Raw genomic sequence first — 20,998 nt, 5'->3', positions numbered from 1 at the left:
TGGACCTCGATCATGTCTCCAAGGGTGGTACCTGTCCCGTGCGCCTCTACGAAGTGGAGATCGGAACTGGCGCATCCTGCGCGACGTAACGCAGAGGTAATGGCAATCTCCTGACCGCGGCGACTTGGCGCGGTGATTCCGTTGCTGCGCCCATCTTGACACGCGAAGCTACCTCGCACGCTCGCATAGGGGGCGGGGGCATCGGCGGGGCGGTCAGCGGAACGACGCAGAATCACCACGCCTACTCCTTCGCCGCGGCCGATACCGCCACCGGACTTTGAAAATGGCCGACATCGGCCATCTTTCGCTGAAAGCCCAGCCTGTGCATAGAAGATTGAGAGGGCAGGGGTGAGCATCAAATTGACGCCGGCCACAACAGCCAGGTCGCATTCCTCGTTCCGAAGGGCGGACACTGCAAGATGAACCGCGGTCAACGATGACGAGCATGCGGTATCGACTGACATACTCGGTCCAACGAAATCCAGCGAGTAGGAAACGCGATTGGCGATCATGCAGTAGCCATTGCCGATACCGCATTGTGGCGTGATTCCCGTGTAGTCGGCGAGATGCAGTGTCGCCCAGTCACTCGACATCACACCAACGAACATTCCGGTAGCTGACCCGCGAAGGCGATACGGATCGAGTCCGGCGTCTTCCAGGGCGTGATACGTCGTCTGTAGAACTAAGCGCTGCTGGATATCGGATGCCGCGGCCTCATTCGGTGCAATGTTGAAGAAGCCGAAATCGAATCGCTCAGGATCATCGATGAATCCAGCATGTCGCGTATTGGTCTTACCTGGAGCCAACTCGCCGTCAGCAGTGAATTCATCTGCAGACCAACGCGTTTCCGGGACCATTCGAATCCCGTGCCGACCACGGATCAATAGGTCCCAGAACTCGCCGGTATCAGCCGCTCCAGGGAATCGGCATGCAATGCCGGCGACGTCGATACCCATCTCGACCTAGCTCGCGGCTCGCAGCATCACATCGAGATGATCGGACATAGCGTTCACGGAGGGATAGTCCCAAGCCAGCGTCGGTTCAATCGGGAGGCCGAACGCATCCTCGATCTCACCGCAGATGGTGACCGCATAAACCGAGTCCAACCCATAGTCGGCCAAACTGCGGTCCCGATCAACCATATCTGGTGTGATCGACAGGTACCCAGCGATTTTCGTTGCGAGCCAATCGTCGATTGCGGCGGGTGCAGACATTGGTATCTCCTCGTGTGATGAAGTACGGGCTACGAACATGTCGATTAGGACGGATGCAGTGATCGCGGGTCGCGCATTCGCCACCACAGCTACGGTGGCGAACTCGGTTGCGTCGTAGGCATTCGCTGTGTCGGCCAACTTTGGGCGACATCATCAATGGTTTCAGGTTCCGACAGTAAGTATGACATCGATCCTAAACGCCTTTCTTAGCAATGGCTTTCGTGAATTAGCTCATGTCTAGGCGCGTCGTCGGAGCCTGCCTTTGCCAGCCTAGATCGTGACTTCACCTCTCCGGTAGGGATAAGCCCTTGTGTGTTTCCTGCCTAAATTCCTGTGCGTTTCCTGCCCTGTTGCCGCCGGCTCTTGCCAGAGTTTGCCGCACGTGCATGGCGTCGGACCATCAGTCTCGCTGGTATCGGAAGTCGCTTGTAATCGTGGTCGAGGTGGCGGCACTTGACGATCTATGCCAACATCATCCGGCCGGCAACCTTGCAGCAACGTGTTGAAAGGTCTTGATAACCAACGGTTTACGAACTACTTTGTTGGTGATGCGGGCGGCCCATCCAATGAGCTGGCCGGTGTAACCACCGTCGCTGCGGACATGGGTCTTCTAGCGACATCAAACCCGTTCTAAGAGTCTGTCTTGGTGTCCGATCGGTCGACCAGTACCGCTTGGTTTGGCATCTTCTCTGTCGCGACTCTCTGGACAGCTCATAGATTGCGAGGCGTTTGGATGCCGGAAGGCTAACGGGGCATGATATTTTCAGCTGAGCGGGTGATCCGACGTTGGTGGATGCTGCTGGTAGCGGCAGTCGTCGTTTCGCTCGCTGCATTCGCGATACACAGACTCAGTGGCGCCTTCGCTGCCCAGCATCGTCCATCCACCACCGACGGCATCTCGAACGACATAATCCCCTTCAACCCGAAGCGGATGAAGCTTGAGGTGTTGGGCACGCAGGGCAGTGTCGCGACCATCAACTACCTGGATGCTGACACTCAACTTCAGGAAGTGGTGAACACGGCTCTGCCCTGGTCGTACACGATCACTACCACCGAGCCCGTCGTGATCGGGAATTTGGTTGCGCAGGGTGATGGAGATTTCATCGGATGTCGCATCACGGTCAACGGTGTTGTGAAAGACGAGAGGACGATCAGCAAAGTGAATGGTTACGTCTACTGTCTGGATAAATCTGGATGAGCGCTTACACATCGTGGCGTTTCTCACTGCCCCACACGATCCGCCGCTTTTCTGTGCCGATCTTGCTTTTCTGGCTGGCGCTTTCAGTCTTGACGAACATCGCGGTACCGAAACTCGAGGCGGTTGCCGCGGCACACAATGTCGCGCTGATCCCCCCTAATGCACCGTCGATGCAGGCGATGAAACGCATGGGCGAGGTGTTTAAAGAGTTTCATTCAAACAGCGTCGCCATGATTGTTCTGGAGTCTGGCCAGCCACTGACCGACAAAGCTCATCTGTTTTACAACGACCTGATTCATAAGCTGCGCGAGGACACTAAGCACGTTCAGCACGTCCAGGATTTCTGGGGCGATACGCTGACGGCGGCGGGTGCACAAAGCAATGACGCAAAAGCGGCCTACGTTCAGGTTTACCTTGCCGGCAATCAAGGCGAAGCATTGGCGAATGAATCGGTCAACGCGGTGCGCAAGATCGTCTTGCACACGCCTGCACCACCAGCGATCAAGGTCTACGTCACTGGTGCGGCACCGCTGATCGCGGACCAGTTCGCGGCTGGGAGTGCGGGCACCGCGAAGGTGACCGTGATAACCGTCCTGGTGATCGCATTAATGCTACTCTTCGTCTATCGCTCGATAATCACCACAGTTGTCATATTAATGACCGTCATGGTCGAGCTCGCGGCGGCACGGGGAGCCGTTGCGTTGCTGGGAAGTAGCGGAATAATTGATCTATCAACGTATGCCACAAATTTGCTTACGTTGTTGGTTATCGCTGCGGGCACTGACTACGTGGTCTTTTTCCTCGGTCGATATCAAGAAGCGCTGAGTTCCCAGTCGCGGGAAAATGCTTTCTATACGATGTTCGACGAAACTGCGCATGTTATCTTCGGATCCGGACTGACCGTGGCCGGCGCGGTATTTTGCTTGACGTTTACCCGACTCCCTTATTTTCACAGCTTCGGTATCCCGGCGGCGGTGGGCGTGGTGGTCGCCCTAATCGCCTCACTCACTTTGACTCCAGCAGTTATCACATTAGGTAGCCGTTTCGGATTGCTTGAGCCTAAGCGTATGGTGCGAACTCGGGGATGGCGACGAATCGGCACCGCGGTGGTTCGCTGGCCCGGTCCGATTCTCGTAGTGACTTGTGGGATATCCATTGTTGGCTTGCTCGCTCTGCCCGGATACAAGACGAGTTACGATTCCCGCCGGTATCTGCCCGATACCTCACCCGCCAACATTGGCCATGCGGCGGCGGATCGCCATTTCTCCCAGGCTCGAATGAACCCCGAGTTGCTGATGATCGAAACCGATCATGACATGCGCAATCCTGCCGATATGCTTATCTTGGATAAGATTTCGAAAGGCATCTTTCATCTTCGCGGTATTGCGAAAGTGCAGGCAATTACCAGGCCATTGGGGACGCCAATCGATCACAGTTCGATACCGTTTCAGATCAGTATGCAGGCGATAGGCCAGAGTGAGAATCTGAGTTACCAGAGACAACGCGCAGACGACTTACTCAAGCAAGCTAACGAACTCAAGAAGATGATCAGCATCCTGGAGCAACAGTCCTCTTTGCAGCAGAGTCTTGCAGATGCCACTCATTCAGAAGCCGCAAGCTTTCACGATACGATCTCCACAATGAATACTGTCCGTGACAATATTGCGAATTTTGTTGATTTCTTCTTACCGTTCAAAAGCTACTTCTATTGGGAGCGTCACTGCTTCGATATCCCAATCTGTTGGTCGATTAGGTCTATTTGGGACTCGCTCGATGGCATCGATGACCTGAGTGACAAATTTCAACACGCGGTCGCTAGTTTGGATAAGCTGGATTCGATTCAACCGCAATTGGTGAAGCTGCTGCCGTCGCAGATTGCTAGCCAGATGGTGAATCTTGCGTTGGTGCTGAAAAATTACTCTACGAGTTCCGGTATCAACGCTCAACAGCGCGCCTTGACAGAGAATGCGGCGGCCATGGGAAAAGCATTTGATACCTCCAAAAATGATGACTCGTTCTACTTACCGCCCGAGGCCTTTAAAAATCCGGATTTTCTCCGAGGATTGAAACTCTTCCTCTCGCCTGATGGCAGGGCGACACGCATGATTATTACCCATGAGGGTGATCCTGCGACTCTTGAAGGAATATCACATATCGAACCTATTCTGAATGCGGCACATGACGCTGTTAAGGGAACTCCATTAGCTAATGCGAAGTTTTACCTAGCTGGCACCGCGGCGACCTATAAAGATATCCACGACATGGCCAAGTATGACTTGATGATTGTCGTGATCGCTGCACTGAGTCTGATCTTGTTGATCATGATATTTATTACCGGCAGTCTAGTTGCCGCGGTCGTTATTGTCGGAACAGTAGCGCTTTCTTTGGGAACGTCGTTTGGACTTTCGGTATTCATCTGGCAAGACATATTCGGAACTCAGCTGTACTGGATTGTGATGGCGTTGGCGATCATCGTCCTATTGGCGGTGGGATCCGACTATAACTTATTGTTGATTTCCCGTTTTAAGAGTGAGCTGCACGCCGGCTTGAACACTGGCATAATTCGTGCAATGGCTGGTACTGGCTCGGTGGTGACTGTGGCTGGACTCATTTTCGCCGCGACCATGTCATCGTTTATCGTAAGTGACTTGAAAGTCCTAGGTCAGATTGGGACGACCATTGGGCTCGGGTTGCTATTCGACACATTAATCGTACGTTCGTTTATGACTCCGTCGATTGCCGCACTGCTCGGACGCTGGTTTTGGTGGCCCAAATTGGTTCGCTCTCGCCCGGCTAGGCCGAATAGTGGCCCCTTGCAAGGGAAACCGGATTCACGCGTGCGGGAGGATTCGAATGCCGAACTTGATGTCGTGTAGCCTCGGCCCGTCCTGAGTTCGCCGCAGGCCGGCGGGGTGTTCTTTCATCTTGGTCAACCCTTCCTGCCAAGGATCAACCAAATCGGTTTCAGGCCAGTCGCACTCGATGGTGCGGGAACACCGCGCCTCCACCTCGCGGGGAATGCACTCATGCCGGACCTACCGGTCGCACCAACCCGCTCGCTAGACGCCCATACGACCAACCCAGCCACCGGCAGCAGCGTCACGTGATGAGCATTACCCCGGCCAAACAGGTTGCACTGCTGTAGGTTTCCAGTTCGTGCTGAATCGCAACTAGGTCTAGAGATACACCCCTAGAGAGCAGGGACAGAGCGCTGAACGGCATATTCATCGAGTAAGAGCGATCGACCGCCCGCAGTGTTGCGCTCAATTCGGTGCATCACGACGTCGACGTCAGTTGGATCAAGGGCTGGACGTCTGCGGCCGTGGGCGTGAATGGCGGAAAGAGCGATCCGCACCCACGCATCGGAGAATTCGGTTCTGCTCCGTTCGCGCGCGGCAAGCGCCGCGCCGGCAACAAATATTTTTGCGTACCGGGCGGCCGCGTCGAAGGCATCGGGTGAAGCGGTGACACCCAGCGACGATGCTGGCAAGGCGGCCACGCCGTTTCGAAGTCTGGCCAATGCGTCGATAGTGTCCGCAACCGCATCGTTCTGAGAGTGACCGTGAGGCAACTGAGCAGCGTGCGGTATTTGCGTCACGATTGGGTCAGGACTTCCTGTCCGTAAAGATAGACGTGAGTAATCCAGCGGCGGAAGGGTGCTTGAGGCGGCCGTTCTGGTAGCGGTATCGACATTCTCCCTCAGGAGCTGACGGATCTGGGGCAGCAACGATAGCAAGCACGAGGTACTTCCTGCGTGCCCGATGCCAAGGGGCGCAAGGTCACGGTAGTGCTTACCGAACAATGCAAAGGGGCCGGTTCGCAGATAAAAGCGGGCGCCGAGCACCACAGCAAGGTGCTCCATCGCGGATTCGAGGAGGATAGGCGCTGCGTATTTGACGGCCGCAGCCTGAGAGCTGGCGTACTCCGGCGCGGTGTGCAGGCAGACCGCGGCGGCGCTAACTGCGGCATCAACTGCCAACAGCAACGATTGAGCAATTGCCAGGTTGGTTCGTGCATGTGGAATTTCAGCAACCCGCCGTTCATACACGATGCGTTGGCTGGCGAATGCGGCCGTCATGTGCAACGAAATGTCCACCGGACCAAGGGCAGCCCCTGCCATTAAGACTCGACTGACTTGGAAAGACTTGAGCGCGATTTCGATTCCGTGTCCCTCGGCACCAATGCGATCCTGTGTGGTGACCGGATGGCCTTCGAATTCGAGACCCGCTAGCTGCGCTCCACATAGTGCCATCGTGCGAAAGCGGGGCAGTCGGCGCGCGGTGGTCATCTCTGGCGCGTCGGCATTGCCGAGATCGACGAGAAACAGGGAGTGGCTGCGGCCAGGAGTGTCAGAAGTACGCGCAAAAACCACCGCACTCGACGCTCGTCCTGCGTTGTTGATGACTTCCTTTCGCCCGTGCAGGCGATACCCGCACGGGTCGGGTGCCGTCTGCAGGCTATTGGAAGAAAAGTCGTTGCCGTGGTCGAGTTCGTGGTAGGCGACAGATACTGACTGACTGGCGAGAAGACGGTCGGCCAGCTCCCGTTGTTGAATAGCACTGCCGCTGTGCCACACATTGAGTCCCGCCATGAGCGACGTGACACCATACCCAAGTCCGAGTCCGGCATCACGGGCAAAGACCGGTTGAAGGGTGCGTAGCACTGTCAGGACATCTGAGAAACTACCGCCAAGCTGCGTTGGAACGAAGATCCGTTGCAGCCCAATTTCATTGAGCAAAGAATACGTAGCGTCAGGTGGCAGTCCTTGGCTATCAGCGGTAAGTAAGGCTTCGACGCCATGTGGATTAGTAGGACAAAACGGGTCGCCCAGTGCCTCCTCAATCGTGGCATCGGTCGCGACAGTAGCGTTGATCATTCAAAGCCTCCTGTAATGGCGACGGTAAGCAGGCTGAAGCCCTGGTCGGTAGTTGCGAGTTGGCGAAGAACAGCGGTGGCCGCCTCGTGATCGGCGGTGGTTCCGGTGGTTGGCGCGTCGAGATTCAGCATGGCAAGGATGCGTGGGAGAGCTAGACGCAGCCACAGTGCATCGCCCCATAGTGGGGAGTCGATGGTTCCTGCGTAAGCCAGGTAAACGTGTAACGCCGAAGTTCCAGCGATCACACATGAGAGTCGTTCGGCTAGTGCGAAGTTGGAGTCCGGCATTTCGGTCGGGTTCCAGTGAACCGTGGTGACTTCTTGCAGTATCTGTCGAGCGGCACTGAGAAGTTCGATCGATGCGCTGCAGACGTCTTCTGGCGGATTAAGTTCGCAGAGCTGATCAACTGCGTCGGCAAGCATTCGCAGCATCGTCGAGCCGCCGCGGCTAAGCAGGGACAGACGGCTGAGATTCGGCGTCGGTGCCTCGGCGACGATCTTGGCCGACTCAGCGGGTAGGTCTGGCCTATTCATAAACGGGAACTGCATTATCAACGAGGTCAAGTTGACGACCGTGTTTCCGTCGAACAGGGAAACAATGCGGTGATCACGCTCTATACGACTCAGCGGCGGTTCGCCAATGGAACTTGGATCGAGGAACGCGCGAGCACCCATAAAGCCACGGAGTGAGGCTAGGGCGGATTCCGTTCGGGTCGGAATAAAGTACTTCGCAGCGGGAGCGTGGACTGAAAGTTCCTGGGGCAGTGTATGAATGGAGCGAACCACTGCGATCGCCATTGCTTCGTTGAGTAGGTGGTCGGCAAATGCGTCGGAGAGGATTCGCTGGGCCTGCGGTAGCTCAATGAGAGTCCGGTTATACAGGCGGCGTTCTTCCGCGAACCTCACGGCGTTGTGCAGAGCCCGATCGGTGGCTCCAAGCGAGAGGCTGCAGCACAGTGTACGAGTCAACTGCAGCGCTTTCATCACGTTTTCCAGCCCATGCCCCGGCTTGCTAATGATTGCTTGCTGATCCACTGGAAAGTCAACAAATTCAATCCCGGAGATGTCGGCACCGCGGATGCCGTGAGTGAGTTCTTTTGGTAGATGTCGAAATCCAGGATCAGAATCCGACGTCTCCGCAATAGGTTTAACTACGAGCACCAGATCGAATCCTCGCGGACCACCACCGGCGGAGGTCCGTGCGATGACTACTATCGCGCCGCCCCGTGTTGCGTTATTAATTAGCCATTTCGAACCGTTCAGTCGGCCGTCCGTTACTTCCACTTCGCCAGCGAGCAGATCGGATCCATGATCACGTTCAGTAAGACCCCAGCTGATCGGAGTGCCTGAACGGACCAGTTCCGAAACCCGTTCGCGTTGTTGTTCATTCGCGCCAACCCACGCAGTCGCCGTGCCCAAGAAGGTTTTGCCGTGCGCAACGGCCAGGGTGATACTCCGGCGGGCGAGCGTCCGGATCAGCCAGAACGGCTCGAGATAGTCCGTAAGCCGCCCCCCGTCTGCATCTGGTACGTAGAAATCGGCGATGCCGAGGCGATTCAACAAATCGATAGCGTGACTGGGGAACTCGTCAGACCGATCCTGCGCGCTAAGGACATCGAAGCCCATGAGATTCTCAGGATCACGAGGATTACCGAGCGCGGCTTCGAGGTCGTCCAATATGTCGAAGCGCAGATACTGTGACTTTTCAGGGGGAGGGTTCACCGGATTTCCTTCTTGGCCGGCGTATTCGAGCTTTCGGCAACCGGAACAGCGGAGATCGCAGATAGCTGGCCGGTCTCATACATCTCGCGCATGTAATTTCGACGGACCTTCCCGCTTGTGGTCCGGGCAACTCCCCCGCGCGGCAGCAGAACAAGATCGGCAAGTGAGGTTGAGAACTCGTTGAATATGGCGGAGCGGACCGTCGTTCGGACCTCTTCCAGTGTGAGGTCCCCAAGGTGCTCAGGACGGATCTCGTGAATCAGCACCAGCCGCTCCGGGTTTCCTACCGCGAAAGCTGCGCCGACTCCGTAGGTGAGGGCTGGAACAGCCGCCCGGGCGGCGGCCTCGATGTCATGGGCGTAGAGGTTGCGCCCGTTGAGTACTACACATTCCTTAATGCGTCCAGTGATGAAGAGCTCACCGTCGACCACTGCCCCGAGATCACCGGTGCGCAACCAACCGTTGGCGCCGCTTGTTGAAGTAGCGTTGAACGTCTCTGCGGATTGTTCCGGCATGTTCCAGTAGCCGGCGGCGACGCTGTCTCCGCGTACCCAGACCTCGCCGATTTCCCTGTCAGCGAGACGCGAGCCGGTTTTGTCCATTACGGCTATCTCAAGACTTTGCGAGTGTCCGCTGGCCACCAGCACGCGCGAATGTGGGGTTCCGTCCGCTACGACGACGAGCCGGTTCCCGGAGAGTGCGTCGGCCTCGACCGTCACGCAAGTCATCGGGGTAGCTGGTGAAGTACCGGTAACGAACAGCGTTGCCTCAGCCAGGCCGTAGACCGGCATCACGGCGGTCGGGGCCAGACCGTAAGGTGCCAGCAGAGTAGAGAATCGCGTGATCGAGTCCCATTGAATCGGCTCCGATCCGTTAAGAATTGACCCCACCGATGACAGGTCAATGCCCGCGAGTTCATTTGGGGTGCAACGCCGCACGACTAGATCGAAGGCGAAGTTTGGTGCGACGGACATCGTACTGCGATAGGCAGACATCGCACGAAGCCACTGAATCGGGTGTTTGATGAACGTTAAGGGAGACAGGAAGCCCGAGACACCCCCGACGAACAAGGGGTGCAACACCATCCCAATCAGCCCCATGTCATGGAACTGCGGTAGCCAGCCGACCACCGACAATCCGTCATCGGAATTGATAGCACTTTTGATCTCTATCTCGTTGTGCACCAGGTTCCTGTGAGTCACGATGACTCCCTTTGGGCAGCTGGTTGATCCAGATGTGTATTGAAGGAAGGCCGGATCCGACGGAGCGACTTGGGTAGGGACAAAATCGGCTGCCCCGTTGGTAGCGATTGTGTCCGTGGCACAGGTAGTGACGGGAGCAGGCAGCGCGTTCGCCCACGCGGCGACGAGGGCGGCGATCGACGACTCAGTCAGGACTACTTGCGCACCGGAATCGGCGACGATTCCTGCCAGCCGGTCCTGCGCCTTGTCGCGGCCGTCGGGTAGCGGAGCTGGCACTGCGATGGTTCCGGACGCCAGACAGCCGAGGAAAGCTGCGACGAATGGGAGTCCCGGGGGATACAGCAGGAGAGCTCGATCACCGACGTTTAGTGTTCTACGCAGGTGTGCGGCGACCGCACAGCTGTACACGATGAGGTCCTGATAAGACCATTCATGCGCCTCGCCATCCAAACTGCCTTCAGTTAGATATCTCAACGCGGTTCGATTTGGATGAATCTCCGCCCAAGACTTGACCGTATGGAAATAATCGATAAAGCGTATGGTTTCCATCATGCCACCAAATTGATAGTAGTTGCGTTTTCTCTGATACGGATTCCTGTGGCGATGCGACCTAATTGCGTCTTAAATGACGCCCATTCCTTGCGCTTGTGCCTCCGGGAGCAATAGCCGTTACCTGCGCGACCGGTTTGTGTGACGATGAATCTCTTTCCGAATCATCAATCGCAGATTTCGGCCGCATCCGAAAGATCGAATGATACGTAGCTTTTTTATACGAATTAAGATTGGGCAATCGGGGCGATCCGCCCCGCGCGATGAAAATCGTTGAAACTAAGCCTACGGTCAATAATCCGAATGGCAGATACATGGAGCCGGCGAGAGCAGCGCTAAATGATTGCTTGGCCTCGATAGGGACACCGTGGCCTTGTACGACGTTAGTCATAGTGCTACTCGGTCCGAGCCCGTGCGAGAGCATTTGGCTGGATAAAATTACGGCAATGGCAGAGCTGCCGATGACTGCACCGACCTGGCGGATTGCATTGTAGACTCCGGCCCCGGCGCCCGCCTGGTACTCGGGGAGGTTAACGGTGGCAGTGGTGGCCAGGGGGGCCCAAATGCAAGCGTTGGCTATCCCGAAGATCGCCGAAATTAGTACGAATACTTGAATTGGTGGAGTGAATGTCATAAGTATCGCGAAGCCACAGATTGACAATGCGAACAAGGCAAATCCGAAAGTTGGTATAACCCCTAGCCGAATGCGGTCATTGAGTTTGCTGACAATCGGAGTGAACAATAGACTTGAAATAGCCATCGGCACGAACACCAATACTGCGCGAGTCGGCACCATATCCCTCGCTACTTCCAGATAGAAGTATGTCGGCACCATTAAAGCGGCGACGCTGGCACTAATGGAAGCAGTTGCCAGGGTTGCGAGTGAGAAATTTCGATTCCGGAACAGCTCTACTGGCATCAGCGGTTCGCCTGGGTGGGTCCGTTGTTGCCGAACAAACAGAGCTAGTAACGCAATCCCTGCGGCGATCATCCCCAAAATCCAGTTGGGCCAATCATGTTGTGGACCTTCTTGGACGCCGAAAACAAGGCCAAACATGCCCAGGCCGCTGAGAACCACACCGGTGGTGTCGAATCGGTGCTTATGGGTGGGCAGGGTCGGAATAAACCGTATCGCTAGAACCAGGCCCACAACCCCCACTGGCACGTTGACGAAAAAGATCCATTGCCAGCCCGGACCGCCGACCAGCACGCCGCCGATCAGTGGTCCGAGCAGGTTGGCCAGCCCGGCGGTCGCCCCCCACAGACTCATCGCGGCGCCGCGTTGCTCGGTTGGAAAGGTGCGGGTAATCACCGCCATTGTCTGGGGCGTTACGAGGGCGGCTCCGACGCCTTGCACTGCCCGGGCCGCGATGAGCATCTCGATAGATGTAGAGAGGCCACATGCCAATGAAGCACCGCTAAACATCGCCAAGCCAATGATGTAGAGATTTTTCGGTCCGAAGTGGTCTCCAATCCGCCCTGCTACCAGTAGCGGAATCGCAAAAGTCAACAAGTAAGCGCTGGTCACCCAGATCACTTGAGATACATCGGCATTGAAGTGCTTCATGATCGCTGGATTGGCGACAGCGACTATCGTCATATCCAAAATAATCATGAAGAAGCCGACCACTAGTGCGCCCAGTGACGGCCATGGATTGTATTTCCTCACAACAGACTTACCTCACTGTCATGTCGTCTCACGCAACCGCGGATCGTCTAAACATGTTGGACGAGAGGGTGATTACGATAAGAGACATTACCAGGAGATCTGGATTACCGAAACCTCTAGGCGTGCAACGGATGTCACGCGCAGCCAAGAACCCCTCGGCGCCTAGGCAGCCACGAGCGAACGGCAGGCCCGGCTCGTATTTTCGCCAACGAAGGCTCATTCGCGCCAGGCCGGCGTGCGTGATGCCTTCTCCAACAATGGATTTGAATCGCATCAGTGATCCGCAGTCAATTCCCGACCTTGGGGCGATCGGCAGCGTGGTGGTCGTTGGGCGCTTCGGCGAGGTGCGCTATCCGAGAGTTTTGTGAGGTCGAGTGTCAAGGTTGGGTGATAGCAGCGATCTCGTCAGCGTTCAAGCCGAACAGATCTGTGCATTTCGGAACGTGTTGATGCAAAAGGACTTTGACAATTTGCTGTTCGATCCGACTGTCGCCACTCCACGCGATACATCATGAAGGCTCATCCGCCGTCGATGAGGCTCGTTTTCTACAACGCTCAAGAGCCTTGGATGCAGGATTCGAGGGATCCTGCAGGCCGTAGTACACCGGGCGCCAAATTCGGCGTTGCAGCGGCGGTACCAGATCGACAACCCGATACAGCAGGCGTCGTAGGAGAGCACCCATACCACTTAGCTCGAACAAACGTTCCTGCCGAAGCTGCACGGCTCGGGAGGCGGTTACATCTGGCCGCCTCAGGTCAGCGAATCGGCGTGTAGCAGCATCCAATTCGGCTTTCGAATCCGTATCGACAAGCCGGACCTGATCAGCCAACACCAGCGCGTCGACAACCGCATTGTTAACCCCCTGCGCCAATATCGGGGTCATCGCATGTGCAGCATCACCGATCAAGACCAGCCCGGGCTGCGTCCATTCGGCGGAGACGGTCGTAAAGATGTCCAGCATGGACGTGTCCTTCCAGCCTGTTACCTCGGTTCGCAGCACCTCCTCCAATTCAGGAACCGCTGACGCGATCCTGTCGATAAACGAGGCAAACCCGCGGTCTCGCACATCGCGTAGACCTCCCTTTGGAATATTCACGCCGAGCCGTACCATGTCCGGCACCGTCGGAATACACACCAGGTGATCCGATCGCGTGATTCGTACGTGGTAGCGATCGGAATCCCAGCTGTTCGGTGCGCTCACCTTCATCCACAGGAAATCCCGTGCCAGCACCTGCTTCTCGTACGAAAACCCGGCAAGGTCTCGCATTGCGCTGTACCGGCCATCAGCCCCGATGACAAGGCACGAGGCCAGCGTATGCTCCTGCCCGCCACTGTGATAGCGCACTCCGCAGACCCGCCCGCTTGCGCGTTCCAACCCCACAACCTTTGCGCCGAAACGCACGTCGACTGTGCCGTACTGTTCGGCACTTGCCTGCATCGCAGCCAACAAACTGTCCTGCGGGATCTCGGCGGGAAGTTCCAGCCCTGGCAGCAACCGATCGAAATCGACACTCAGAACACGGGAGCCGCCGTCGGTGATGGTTGTACCGCGCACCGACCGTATGCGGTCCTCCGGGACGTAGTCGAGGACACCCAGCTTGGCAAGGATGCCTACTGAGTCTGGAGAAATTGACTCGCCCCGAAATGTTCGACTGAAGCCTTTCGCTTTCTCTAGCACCACTACACGGAGTCCGGCGCTGCCGAGTAATCCGGCCAAGAGCATTCCAGCCGGTCCAGCACCCACGATTAGGAACGTGTCGTCGTCACTCATTAGGTCACCAGCCTCATATCCTTCTTGAGTCGGATTAAATGATTCAGCTAAAGATCTGCTATCCGGGATTAGGTCAATCCCAATTGCGCTTCGTCTACGGCAGCCCGCGCTAACGCGAATGTCCGTTCGCAGAGCTGCTGAGGGTCGGCGTCGAAGAAGTGCCCGCCCGACTGGTACTCAATGCTGACCCGAGTTCCCATGTCGGACCAGCCCTCGATCTGTTCGCCTGAGACCAGGCGATCGTCTCGTGCCCCGATGACATAGATCGGAATGTTGAGCGAATCATCAGTGTGGTCGTGGCGGTACTGGTGGCACATCCGCAGGTCGTCGCGAACGATTGGAAGCATGGGATACAGCCACTCAGGACGGTCAGTCAGGGCAGCAGGAATGCCGCCGATTTGCTCGAGCAGCGCTATCAGCTCGGCATCGTCCATGTGGTCGATATCCACCGAGGGTCGCAACCGAGGACACCAGCTCGCCGCAACGATCAGTGCTGCAGGGTTTGCGTACTCGCTTGTAGCGTTCAGCCGACGTGCGAGCAAATATGCGAGCAGTCCCCCCATGCTGTGCCCGTACAGCACGTGCGACTTCCGCAGTGTGGTCGCATGTTTCGTCAGGACATGCTCGACGAGCGCGGTCGCAGATGTGTAGCTTCTGCGACCGGTGATCGGCCGTGTCGTCGGTAGCGATATCGGAATGATTTCGATGTCTGGCGCATCGACCTTCCGCCATGACAGGAAGGATGCTCCGCTGCCCCCGGCGTGGTGAAAGCAAAGTATAGGAATCATGTCAAAGGCCTTTCAGATCTACGAAGCCGCAGCGCGGCGTGCGTGATAAAGCTGACGATCGGTCGGCGCGGGACGATGAACTCGGCAAGTGCGCCGATGGTTAGTAGTCGTGTGCCCAGAAGATGACACGGGGAGCCGTGTACGTCATCGAATGCAACGATCCGTGCTTTGGGCGCTGCGGATCGCAGTAGAACAAGGTCGGCGACCGGCACGATCTCATCCCGCAGACTTGCTACTGCCGTCACCGGCACCTTGACTGCCGCGAGTTGATCTGCGGTGAGTGCGAATTTGACGAGAGTGTCCGCAAGAGTCTCCGCGGTTGTACGTGTCGTTACGACAAGCGCGTCCTTAGTTGTCTGGGGAACCTGGTCCCACCACTGTCGGTCGATGAAGAAGTTGCGGATCGGCGGCCCCACAGACAAGATGCTGCCGATCCGGGGGTCGTCGCCGGAGGCACGCAGCGCTATGGTGCCACCAAAACTCAATGCCAGTGCGAATACTGAGTCGAACCGTTGCAGGCTTGCAGCAGCATCTAGCACGGTGCTGAAGCGTTGGGCGGTATCGGCGTTGTAGGTTGTGGTGTTCTCGCCCACCCCGGGAAACTCGGTGAGTAGAACCGCCATGGACCAGCGACGGCCCAGCTCAAGGAGCGAGAGCCACTGCTCCTTGATGCTTACGATGCCGCCACAGACCACCAGAAGTCGTGGGTTCGCGACGACATCCGGCGCGGGGAGGTGCCACGCCGCCCAGCCATCGACCTCGATTCGTGTTACGCCGCGCTGCACGGCTAGGTCGCCGGCGAGGCTGATACACCGCTGCAGGGCCGCGTGACCGTCTGGAGTATGTGGGAAGGGGAAACGTGCGAGGTTGAAGCGGGCAATTGCGCCGGTTCGGTCACCGCGGACCCTGTATCGCTCCCCCTCCCGGGACCATACTGTCGACCATCCCGCTAGACCGTCCTCGAGCGAGGTGATTCGGCTCAATACCCGCGTTGTCTCGGCAGTCGCCAAGCCTTGCGCGCGACTGTGCAGCCGCACAAGATTCGCTCGTTCATCCAGGCTGTGCACTATTTCACCTCAGTTGCAATCGCTACCTGGTGTCCTGCATCGGCCATGTCGTGTACCCGCCACTGCTGCCCTCGGCTGTCGGCAACGACGCCACGTGCAAACTCGACATGCAATGACGGGAACGGCGTCGACAGCCCCGTCCCCATCGCCTTGGTGGTCGCTTCCTTCCAGGTCCACAGCCTCAGCAACATTCGCTGTCGATCGCATCGCGACAGGTCGAGATATTCACTCAGTTCGTCTGGATGGCATATCGCCTCCGCGAATCCACCGTGGTCGAGATTGCGGTGGCTCGATTCGACATCGACGCCTACTCTTCCGCGCGTGCTGATTGCCATCACTACGGTGTCTCCGGTGTGCGAGAGGTTTGCATCTACCACCCGATACGGCCGTGCTCCGCATAGGGATGTGAGCCGCGGGGCACAAAATTCAGGTCGGCCGAAAGCACCCCGGCGAAGTTCGATATCTTCGATTCCGATTTCGGCGACGCTTGCCACCATCGCCTTGGCGAAATAACGGGTTGCGGCGAAACGAGCTCTGAATCGGTCAGAACGGGCGTTTCGCCACCGCGGATAGTCGCAATCGAGTAGTCCTGCCATCGCACGATACGAAACAGGTTCGGCAGTCCACTGGGTGATGACGGCGCGTGCGACGAACACGCCGTTTGTGATCTCCGACAGATAGTCCCTCCCTTGGAGGGAAGGCGCCTCATTGATCACAAGTACCGCCGGCGTGCAGGATTCCGGCTAGAGCGGTCAGCACCTCTGCAGCCATCGCACCATCGAGTGCACGATGGTCGAAGGTGAGGTTCAAAGGCATCGTTGGACGGGCAGCGAGAACATACTCTCCCGCCGTGCCCGGCACGCACACCGGACGGTGCCGGACCGCGCCCAGCCCGATCGTGATCGCAGTTCCACCGTGTGAGTGAAAAGCTGCTACGTCCGCATGCCCCAAATTGGTCAGGGCGACCGTTCCCAACACTGCAGATCGCTTCGAGAGGCGGGTAGCCAAGGCGAATGCCAGACAGCCGAGTGCTGGAGGTAATCGGTCAAGCAGACGGGAACCGGCGAGATCGTCGAGGTCGGCGGCCGGCGTGTTTCGAAGCCGGTCGATCATGTCCTGAACCCTGTTTAAGTCCAGTGAGGCCACATCCGGCAGCACGGCTGATGCGACGTGCCGGACGCTTCGATCCGTCTTGTCGAGGGTCAGCTTTACGTTCACAGACTCGTACCAAATGATCCGCGGCATTAACCAAGATCCGCCGAAAGCAACATTCGCGTCAGGATGTCGACGCAGCGTTTCTCCCAGGGCTGCGACTACATGAGTGACGTATGAGTAACGTCGTGACGCCGTCTCGCGCCTGTCGACCAGCGCAGAGACATCCACTTCGGTCGATAGGTGGACCGGTGCCGCCGAACGGATTCCGCGCAAAAACGCAAGTGTATGCCTGCGGCGCACCGGAACCGCGGTGATGGCCGCATTCATGGTGCTATGGCTTGACGAATATCGTCGAGGCACGCTGGGTCGAGCAGCGCCGACACCGGAACCGATTTGCCGGTTCTTCGCTCAATCGCAGTGACCAGCTTGAGTAAGTAAACCGAGTCCCAATCAGGAAGGTCGTCGAGTGGTGTGGTGAGGTGAGCGACCTCGATGTCGATGCTGATTTCGTCGACGACAAGTTCGTGAAAATCCAAGGCATTCACAGTATCTCCTGAGAAATATTCACCGTCAGATGAGAAGCGGGGTCGGGGACCGTGGACAAACTGCGATGAAAGGTCGTGACAGCGCCAACACGGTCAAGATTGTTCGCACTGGCCGCATCGGCAACGAAGCCAGAACAGCTGAAGAAGTCAACCGCGCGTTTATTCTTCGCGGTTCGGACAAATGTTCCCACCGCGCTACACGCACCGCGACTAATGCTTTCTTCGATCACTGCGCGCAAGGCGGCAACCTCGATTCCTCTACCAAGGACGCGGCATGACATAACGAAGTTCATAATTTTCAGACGATCATGGTCAATCTCTGCGAACAGTGCCGCCACCAGACCGTGATCGCTGAACTTATCGCTGCAGCGAACGGTCTTCACTATTGATTGTGGCCGCGCCAGAAGGTCTTTCACCGCATCTGGATCCAGGCGGATTGTTGTCAAGTTGTACTGGTTGGTGCGGAGAGTGAGCTGCGAGAGCCGGTCGATATCCTCATGGCTTGCGGGCGCAATCGTTACTTCGGTCTCGAGTCCGGCGAGATAGTCGTCGACGGAGGATAGGGACTGGCGGAAGTTGACTCGTTCGGCCTCCGCACGGTAGCGCTGGGACCGTTGCCTGTCGTCATCGGTTAGCCGCAGCGAAGTGAATGCACCGTCGCGAAGCAGGTTCGGCAATGTCCGCGCTGGGTCGACGACATCGGCTGCCACCGTACGGATTTGAGGATGGCTGGTGAGGACCGCGCCCCGTTCGGACGCGTTGTCGTCGACAAAGACCAGTGACTCGAGTCCGACGTTGAGGATCTCTGCGATTCGCGCAATGTTGTCCGGTTTCGGGTGCCAGTTCGCGACGATGACAGCGAAGTCCTCTACTCCTACCCGCACGCCAGGATGGTCGGTGAGCGCGCTTTGGACGGCCTCGTAGTCGTTCTTGGACGCGATGGCAAGTACAACGCCCTGCGATGAGAGTTGTCGCGCTGCGTCCTGTAGGGCTGCGAATGCCTCCCCGGTACGTCCCTCCCCACTCACCACACCGAGCGGTCCGTCATCCGCTAGGACACCTCCCCAAATAGTCCCATCCAGGTCGAGAACTAAACATTTCGAAGTGCAACCAAGTGATGCGGCGACCACCGCTGCGACCTGCCGGGCATAGCTCAACAACACGGTTTCGGTGAAATACGACCGGGCATACGCGGCGAGGCGCGGATCAGTTGCCGTTCCGGGCGCATACGCAGCCAGCTGGTTCATGTCGACGACAACAACTCCGGCGACCGAAGTACCAACTTCCAGCAGGCGCAGGTTCGCGCTATTCCACGCGATGGCGAGTCGTGCTCTGGAGGGAATGTCGAGGAGGAGCAAAGACTTCTCCATCGGCAGCAGTAGCGTCGGCACCACGATCGGCGTGCTGGATCGCGCACGAAAAGAATTGATTGCCGAGATGAGCTCATCGACGAACGCATTGATGCCGGCTACCGCCGTCTCGACTGTGAATGGGACCGGAGAGTAGCGGAACGCCGCCTCCCCGTCGGGCAGCAAAATGACAGCAGTCGGATCATCATGCAGCATCTGGCAATTCGGATCGAGGAGTTCTGCGATCATTCCACCGAAGTCGCCGAACTCGATCTGCGCAGCGATTCCTCGGGCCGCGAGAGCACCAAGAAGTGGCGCCTCTAGTAGGCCGAGGGTCGACGTGCCGATCACCGCAATCCGTGCAGCGGGAACAGACGTCGGAATATCTGTCAGGCTGAGATGCTTGAGGACCACTCCGGTTCGGAGCAGCGTGTCATCGTCAGCGTCCGTCAACAGCGAAGCAATTTCGGTGAACGACGATGCGAGGGCTTGACGCCCCCCTACGGGAGGTGAATTTCGAAGGGCCCGTGCAATAGCCACTGGGTCGTGTGTCACGTCACACTCTCCAGAACCATTCCGCCCTCAATCCACTTACTGGATTCGATTGTTACGACAGCTGCGAGTTGTCCGGAGCGCGCCTTCGTGGCAAGCGCATCCAACTGAAGGAAGGGAAGGGCGTTGCCGTTGTTGCCGGTATCGGCCACTACGGAGATTTCCAGCGAGTGCTCCGCGGGCTCCATTTGTTTGACGACACGTTCGGTCATGTGACCACTCAGCTGTGGTGGCAGCAGATAGTCGAGATCACATCGTGCAATGCCCGCGTCAGCGATCAATTCGGTCAGCACGTCTCGGGAAAGTCGAGGAACCCACCGCTCGATGGCTTTGTAGTCCTCGTTGACGCCGGGCTGGTCGAGATCGCGGTCAGCGAGGCCGAACCAGTCGATCTGCTGACCAGGCTCTCGTCCCAACCCACAGAATCTGTTGATCAGCGCTGTGACCCCGAACTGGGCACCGTCTTGGCTGATCGATAGAACGGCGGCACCGGCCCCGTCCCCGAACAGCACAAGGTTTATCAGTTCGGATGGGGACATCGCTGAAATCACGTCGCGGTCGAGGCGCAAATGTTTGGTGCAGGTGTCGGCGCCGATAACGAGACCGATTGGACGGCTTTCGTCCAACAGTCGGCCTCCGAGTTCGAATGCGGCAATGGCACCGGAGCAACCTGATTGCACCTGGAATGTCGGAATACGATCGAGACCGAGGGCGTCGGCCACTAGGTTGGCGGAGGTGGGCATGAGGTGGTCAGGGGTCGCGGTACTGAGTACGAGGAAACCGATTTCGGCCGGAGTGATGTCGGCTCGGCTCATCGCCTGACCTGCCGCCGAAGCTGCCATATCGGCAAGCGAGTGGGTTTGCCGGCCGCTTTCGATGTCGACGCCAAAATACCGTGTTCGGGTACCGACGTAGAGATCGATCCATTCTGGCTGTACGCCAATGGATTTGCACAACGTGGCGTTGTCGATAGGTGGTCCTGGTAGTGCACTACCGATGCTGAGAATGTGTGTTTGGTAGCTCATGATTCCTCTGCAGGTATAGGGCGATCAAACGCAGGCGAGGCAAGCACAGCGGGCGGGGTGACTGTCGGTGACCCCGTTCTCGTGCGCCACGTTCAGCCCGGCTCCGGTGCCGGGTTCACCTGATACGTTGTGCGGCTGGTGAATGCGGTGTATGTAGCTGGGGCGTAGACGAATACGCGATGCCGGCGGACACAGTCATGCCGAAGACCCCGCGGGTCCCCCGCATGATCGCGTCGCCGGCTCGCAAAATGCTCGACAACGCGAGCACGACGGTCGGATGTGAGTGCACCGCCGCCGTCGCACGAATGGTGCGGCT

15 protein-coding genes and 1 pseudogene are annotated in these 20,998 nt (G+C 57.6%); 2 read left to right on the top strand and 14 right to left on the bottom strand.

Translation table 11 applies throughout. The features are described 5' to 3' along the window. Window positions 1-29: 29 nt before the first annotated feature. Window positions 30-956 (bottom strand): annotated as a pseudogene (locus DB708_RS27490) (beta-ketoacyl [acyl carrier protein] synthase domain-containing protein); the annotation flags it as partial. Between the two features lie 6 nt (window positions 957-962). Next, window positions 963-1,214 carry an acyl carrier protein gene (locus tag DB708_RS01840; RefSeq protein ID WP_108920541.1) on the bottom strand — a complete coding sequence of 84 codons (252 nt, stop codon included), beginning with the start codon at window positions 1,212-1,214 and terminating at the stop codon, window positions 963-965. A 793-nt stretch (window positions 1,215-2,007) separates the two neighbouring features. On the opposite strand from DB708_RS01840, the gene DB708_RS01835 reads away from it, so the two are divergent. Beyond that, the gene (locus DB708_RS01835; RefSeq protein WP_108920239.1) at window positions 2,008-2,412 is read left to right on the top strand and encodes an MmpS family transport accessory protein; all 405 of its coding nucleotides are present in this window, start codon (window positions 2,008-2,010) and stop codon (window positions 2,410-2,412) included. Then, on the top strand, window positions 2,409-5,288 hold the full coding sequence (locus tag DB708_RS01830) for an MMPL/RND family transporter (protein WP_108920238.1): 2,880 nt from the start codon (window positions 2,409-2,411) through the stop codon (window positions 5,286-5,288). The genes DB708_RS01835 and DB708_RS01830 overlap by 4 nt, the downstream gene beginning before the upstream one ends. 314 nt (window positions 5,289-5,602) lie before the next feature. On the opposite strand, the gene DB708_RS01820 is transcribed toward DB708_RS01830, so the two are convergent. From DB708_RS01820 to DB708_RS01765, 12 genes are all read right to left on the bottom strand, one after another. Beyond that, a complete protein-coding gene (locus tag DB708_RS01820; protein ID WP_108920236.1) occupies window positions 5,603-7,288 on the bottom strand; it encodes an acyl-CoA dehydrogenase family protein in 1,686 nt (561 codons plus the stop codon). Then, window positions 7,285-9,009: an acyl-CoA dehydrogenase family protein gene (locus DB708_RS01815; protein ID WP_235616584.1), complete on the bottom strand. Its 1,725-nt coding sequence runs from the start codon at window positions 9,007-9,009 to the stop codon at window positions 7,285-7,287. The genes DB708_RS01820 and DB708_RS01815 overlap by 4 nt, the downstream gene beginning before the upstream one ends. Further along, entirely contained in the window at window positions 9,006-10,763 is a 1,758-nt protein-coding gene (locus DB708_RS01810) for a fatty acyl-AMP ligase (RefSeq protein ID WP_108920235.1), read from the bottom strand. The genes DB708_RS01815 and DB708_RS01810 overlap by 4 nt, the downstream gene beginning before the upstream one ends. A gap of 58 nt (window positions 10,764-10,821) precedes the next feature. Next, window positions 10,822-12,429: an MFS transporter gene (locus DB708_RS01805; protein ID WP_235616583.1), complete on the bottom strand. Its 1,608-nt coding sequence runs from the start codon at window positions 12,427-12,429 to the stop codon at window positions 10,822-10,824. A 509-nt stretch (window positions 12,430-12,938) separates the two neighbouring features. After that, window positions 12,939-14,201: an FAD-dependent monooxygenase gene (locus DB708_RS01800; protein WP_108920234.1), complete on the bottom strand. Its 1,263-nt coding sequence runs from the start codon at window positions 14,199-14,201 to the stop codon at window positions 12,939-12,941. A gap of 68 nt (window positions 14,202-14,269) precedes the next feature. Continuing rightward, window positions 14,270-14,989, bottom strand: coding sequence for a thioesterase II family protein (locus tag DB708_RS01795; RefSeq protein WP_108920233.1), 720 nt, complete (start codon window positions 14,987-14,989; stop codon window positions 14,270-14,272). Then, on the bottom strand, window positions 14,986-15,774 hold the full coding sequence (locus DB708_RS01790) for an alpha/beta fold hydrolase (protein WP_235616582.1): 789 nt from the start codon (window positions 15,772-15,774) through the stop codon (window positions 14,986-14,988). Before DB708_RS01790 ends, DB708_RS01795 begins: the two co-directional genes overlap by 4 nt. Before the next feature lie 281 nt (window positions 15,775-16,055). Further along, the gene (locus tag DB708_RS01785) at window positions 16,056-16,772 is read right to left on the bottom strand and encodes a 4'-phosphopantetheinyl transferase family protein (RefSeq protein ID WP_235616581.1); all 717 of its coding nucleotides are present in this window, start codon (window positions 16,770-16,772) and stop codon (window positions 16,056-16,058) included. Next, a complete protein-coding gene (locus DB708_RS01780) occupies window positions 16,762-17,538 on the bottom strand; it encodes a 2-oxo acid dehydrogenase subunit E2 (protein ID WP_108920231.1) in 777 nt (258 codons plus the stop codon). The genes DB708_RS01785 and DB708_RS01780 overlap by 11 nt, the downstream gene beginning before the upstream one ends. Next, window positions 17,535-17,756: an acyl carrier protein gene (locus tag DB708_RS01775; protein WP_108920230.1), complete on the bottom strand. Its 222-nt coding sequence runs from the start codon at window positions 17,754-17,756 to the stop codon at window positions 17,535-17,537. The genes DB708_RS01780 and DB708_RS01775 overlap by 4 nt, the downstream gene beginning before the upstream one ends. Next, a complete protein-coding gene (locus DB708_RS01770) occupies window positions 17,753-19,558 on the bottom strand; it encodes an HAD-IIIC family phosphatase (RefSeq protein ID WP_235616580.1) in 1,806 nt (601 codons plus the stop codon). The genes DB708_RS01775 and DB708_RS01770 overlap by 4 nt, the downstream gene beginning before the upstream one ends. 98 nt (window positions 19,559-19,656) lie before the next feature. Then, complete coding sequence (locus DB708_RS01765) at window positions 19,657-20,682, bottom strand: 3-oxoacyl-ACP synthase III family protein (protein ID WP_108920228.1); 1,026 nt, start codon at window positions 20,680-20,682, stop codon at window positions 19,657-19,659. Window positions 20,683-20,998 lie beyond the last annotated feature (316 nt).

It is taken from the genome of Mycobacterium montefiorense (assembly GCF_003112775.1).
Classification (GTDB): domain Bacteria; phylum Actinomycetota; class Actinomycetes; order Mycobacteriales; family Mycobacteriaceae; genus Mycobacterium; species Mycobacterium montefiorense.
The sequence above is the reverse complement of the archived record's forward strand: the minus strand, read 5'-3'. Positions and strand labels throughout refer to the sequence as shown.

What these genes read in the sequence shown, in the direction of transcription:
- DB708_RS01840 (WP_108920541.1), bottom strand. Translation starts at nt 1,214, where the DNA reads ATGTCTGCACCCGCCGCAATCGACGATTGGCTCGCAACGAAAATCGCT.
- DB708_RS01835 (WP_108920239.1), top strand. Translation starts at nt 2,008, where the DNA reads ATGCTGCTGGTAGCGGCAGTCGTCGTTTCGCTCGCTGCATTCGCGATA.
- DB708_RS01830 (WP_108920238.1), top strand. Translation starts at nt 2,409, where the DNA reads ATGAGCGCTTACACATCGTGGCGTTTCTCACTGCCCCACACGATCCGC.
- DB708_RS01820 (WP_108920236.1), bottom strand. Translation starts at nt 7,288, where the DNA reads ATGATCAACGCTACTGTCGCGACCGATGCCACGATTGAGGAGGCACTG.
- DB708_RS01810 (WP_108920235.1), bottom strand. Translation starts at nt 10,763, where the DNA reads ATGATGGAAACCATACGCTTTATCGATTATTTCCATACGGTCAAGTCT.
- DB708_RS01800 (WP_108920234.1), bottom strand. Translation starts at nt 14,201, where the DNA reads ATGAGTGACGACGACACGTTCCTAATCGTGGGTGCTGGACCGGCTGGA.
- DB708_RS01795 (WP_108920233.1), bottom strand. Translation starts at nt 14,989, where the DNA reads ATGATTCCTATACTTTGCTTTCACCACGCCGGGGGCAGCGGAGCATCC.
- DB708_RS01780 (WP_108920231.1), bottom strand. Translation starts at nt 17,538, where the DNA reads ATGAATGCGGCCATCACCGCGGTTCCGGTGCGCCGCAGGCATACACTT.
- DB708_RS01765 (WP_108920228.1), bottom strand. Translation starts at nt 20,682, where the DNA reads ATGAGCTACCAAACACACATTCTCAGCATCGGTAGTGCACTACCAGGA.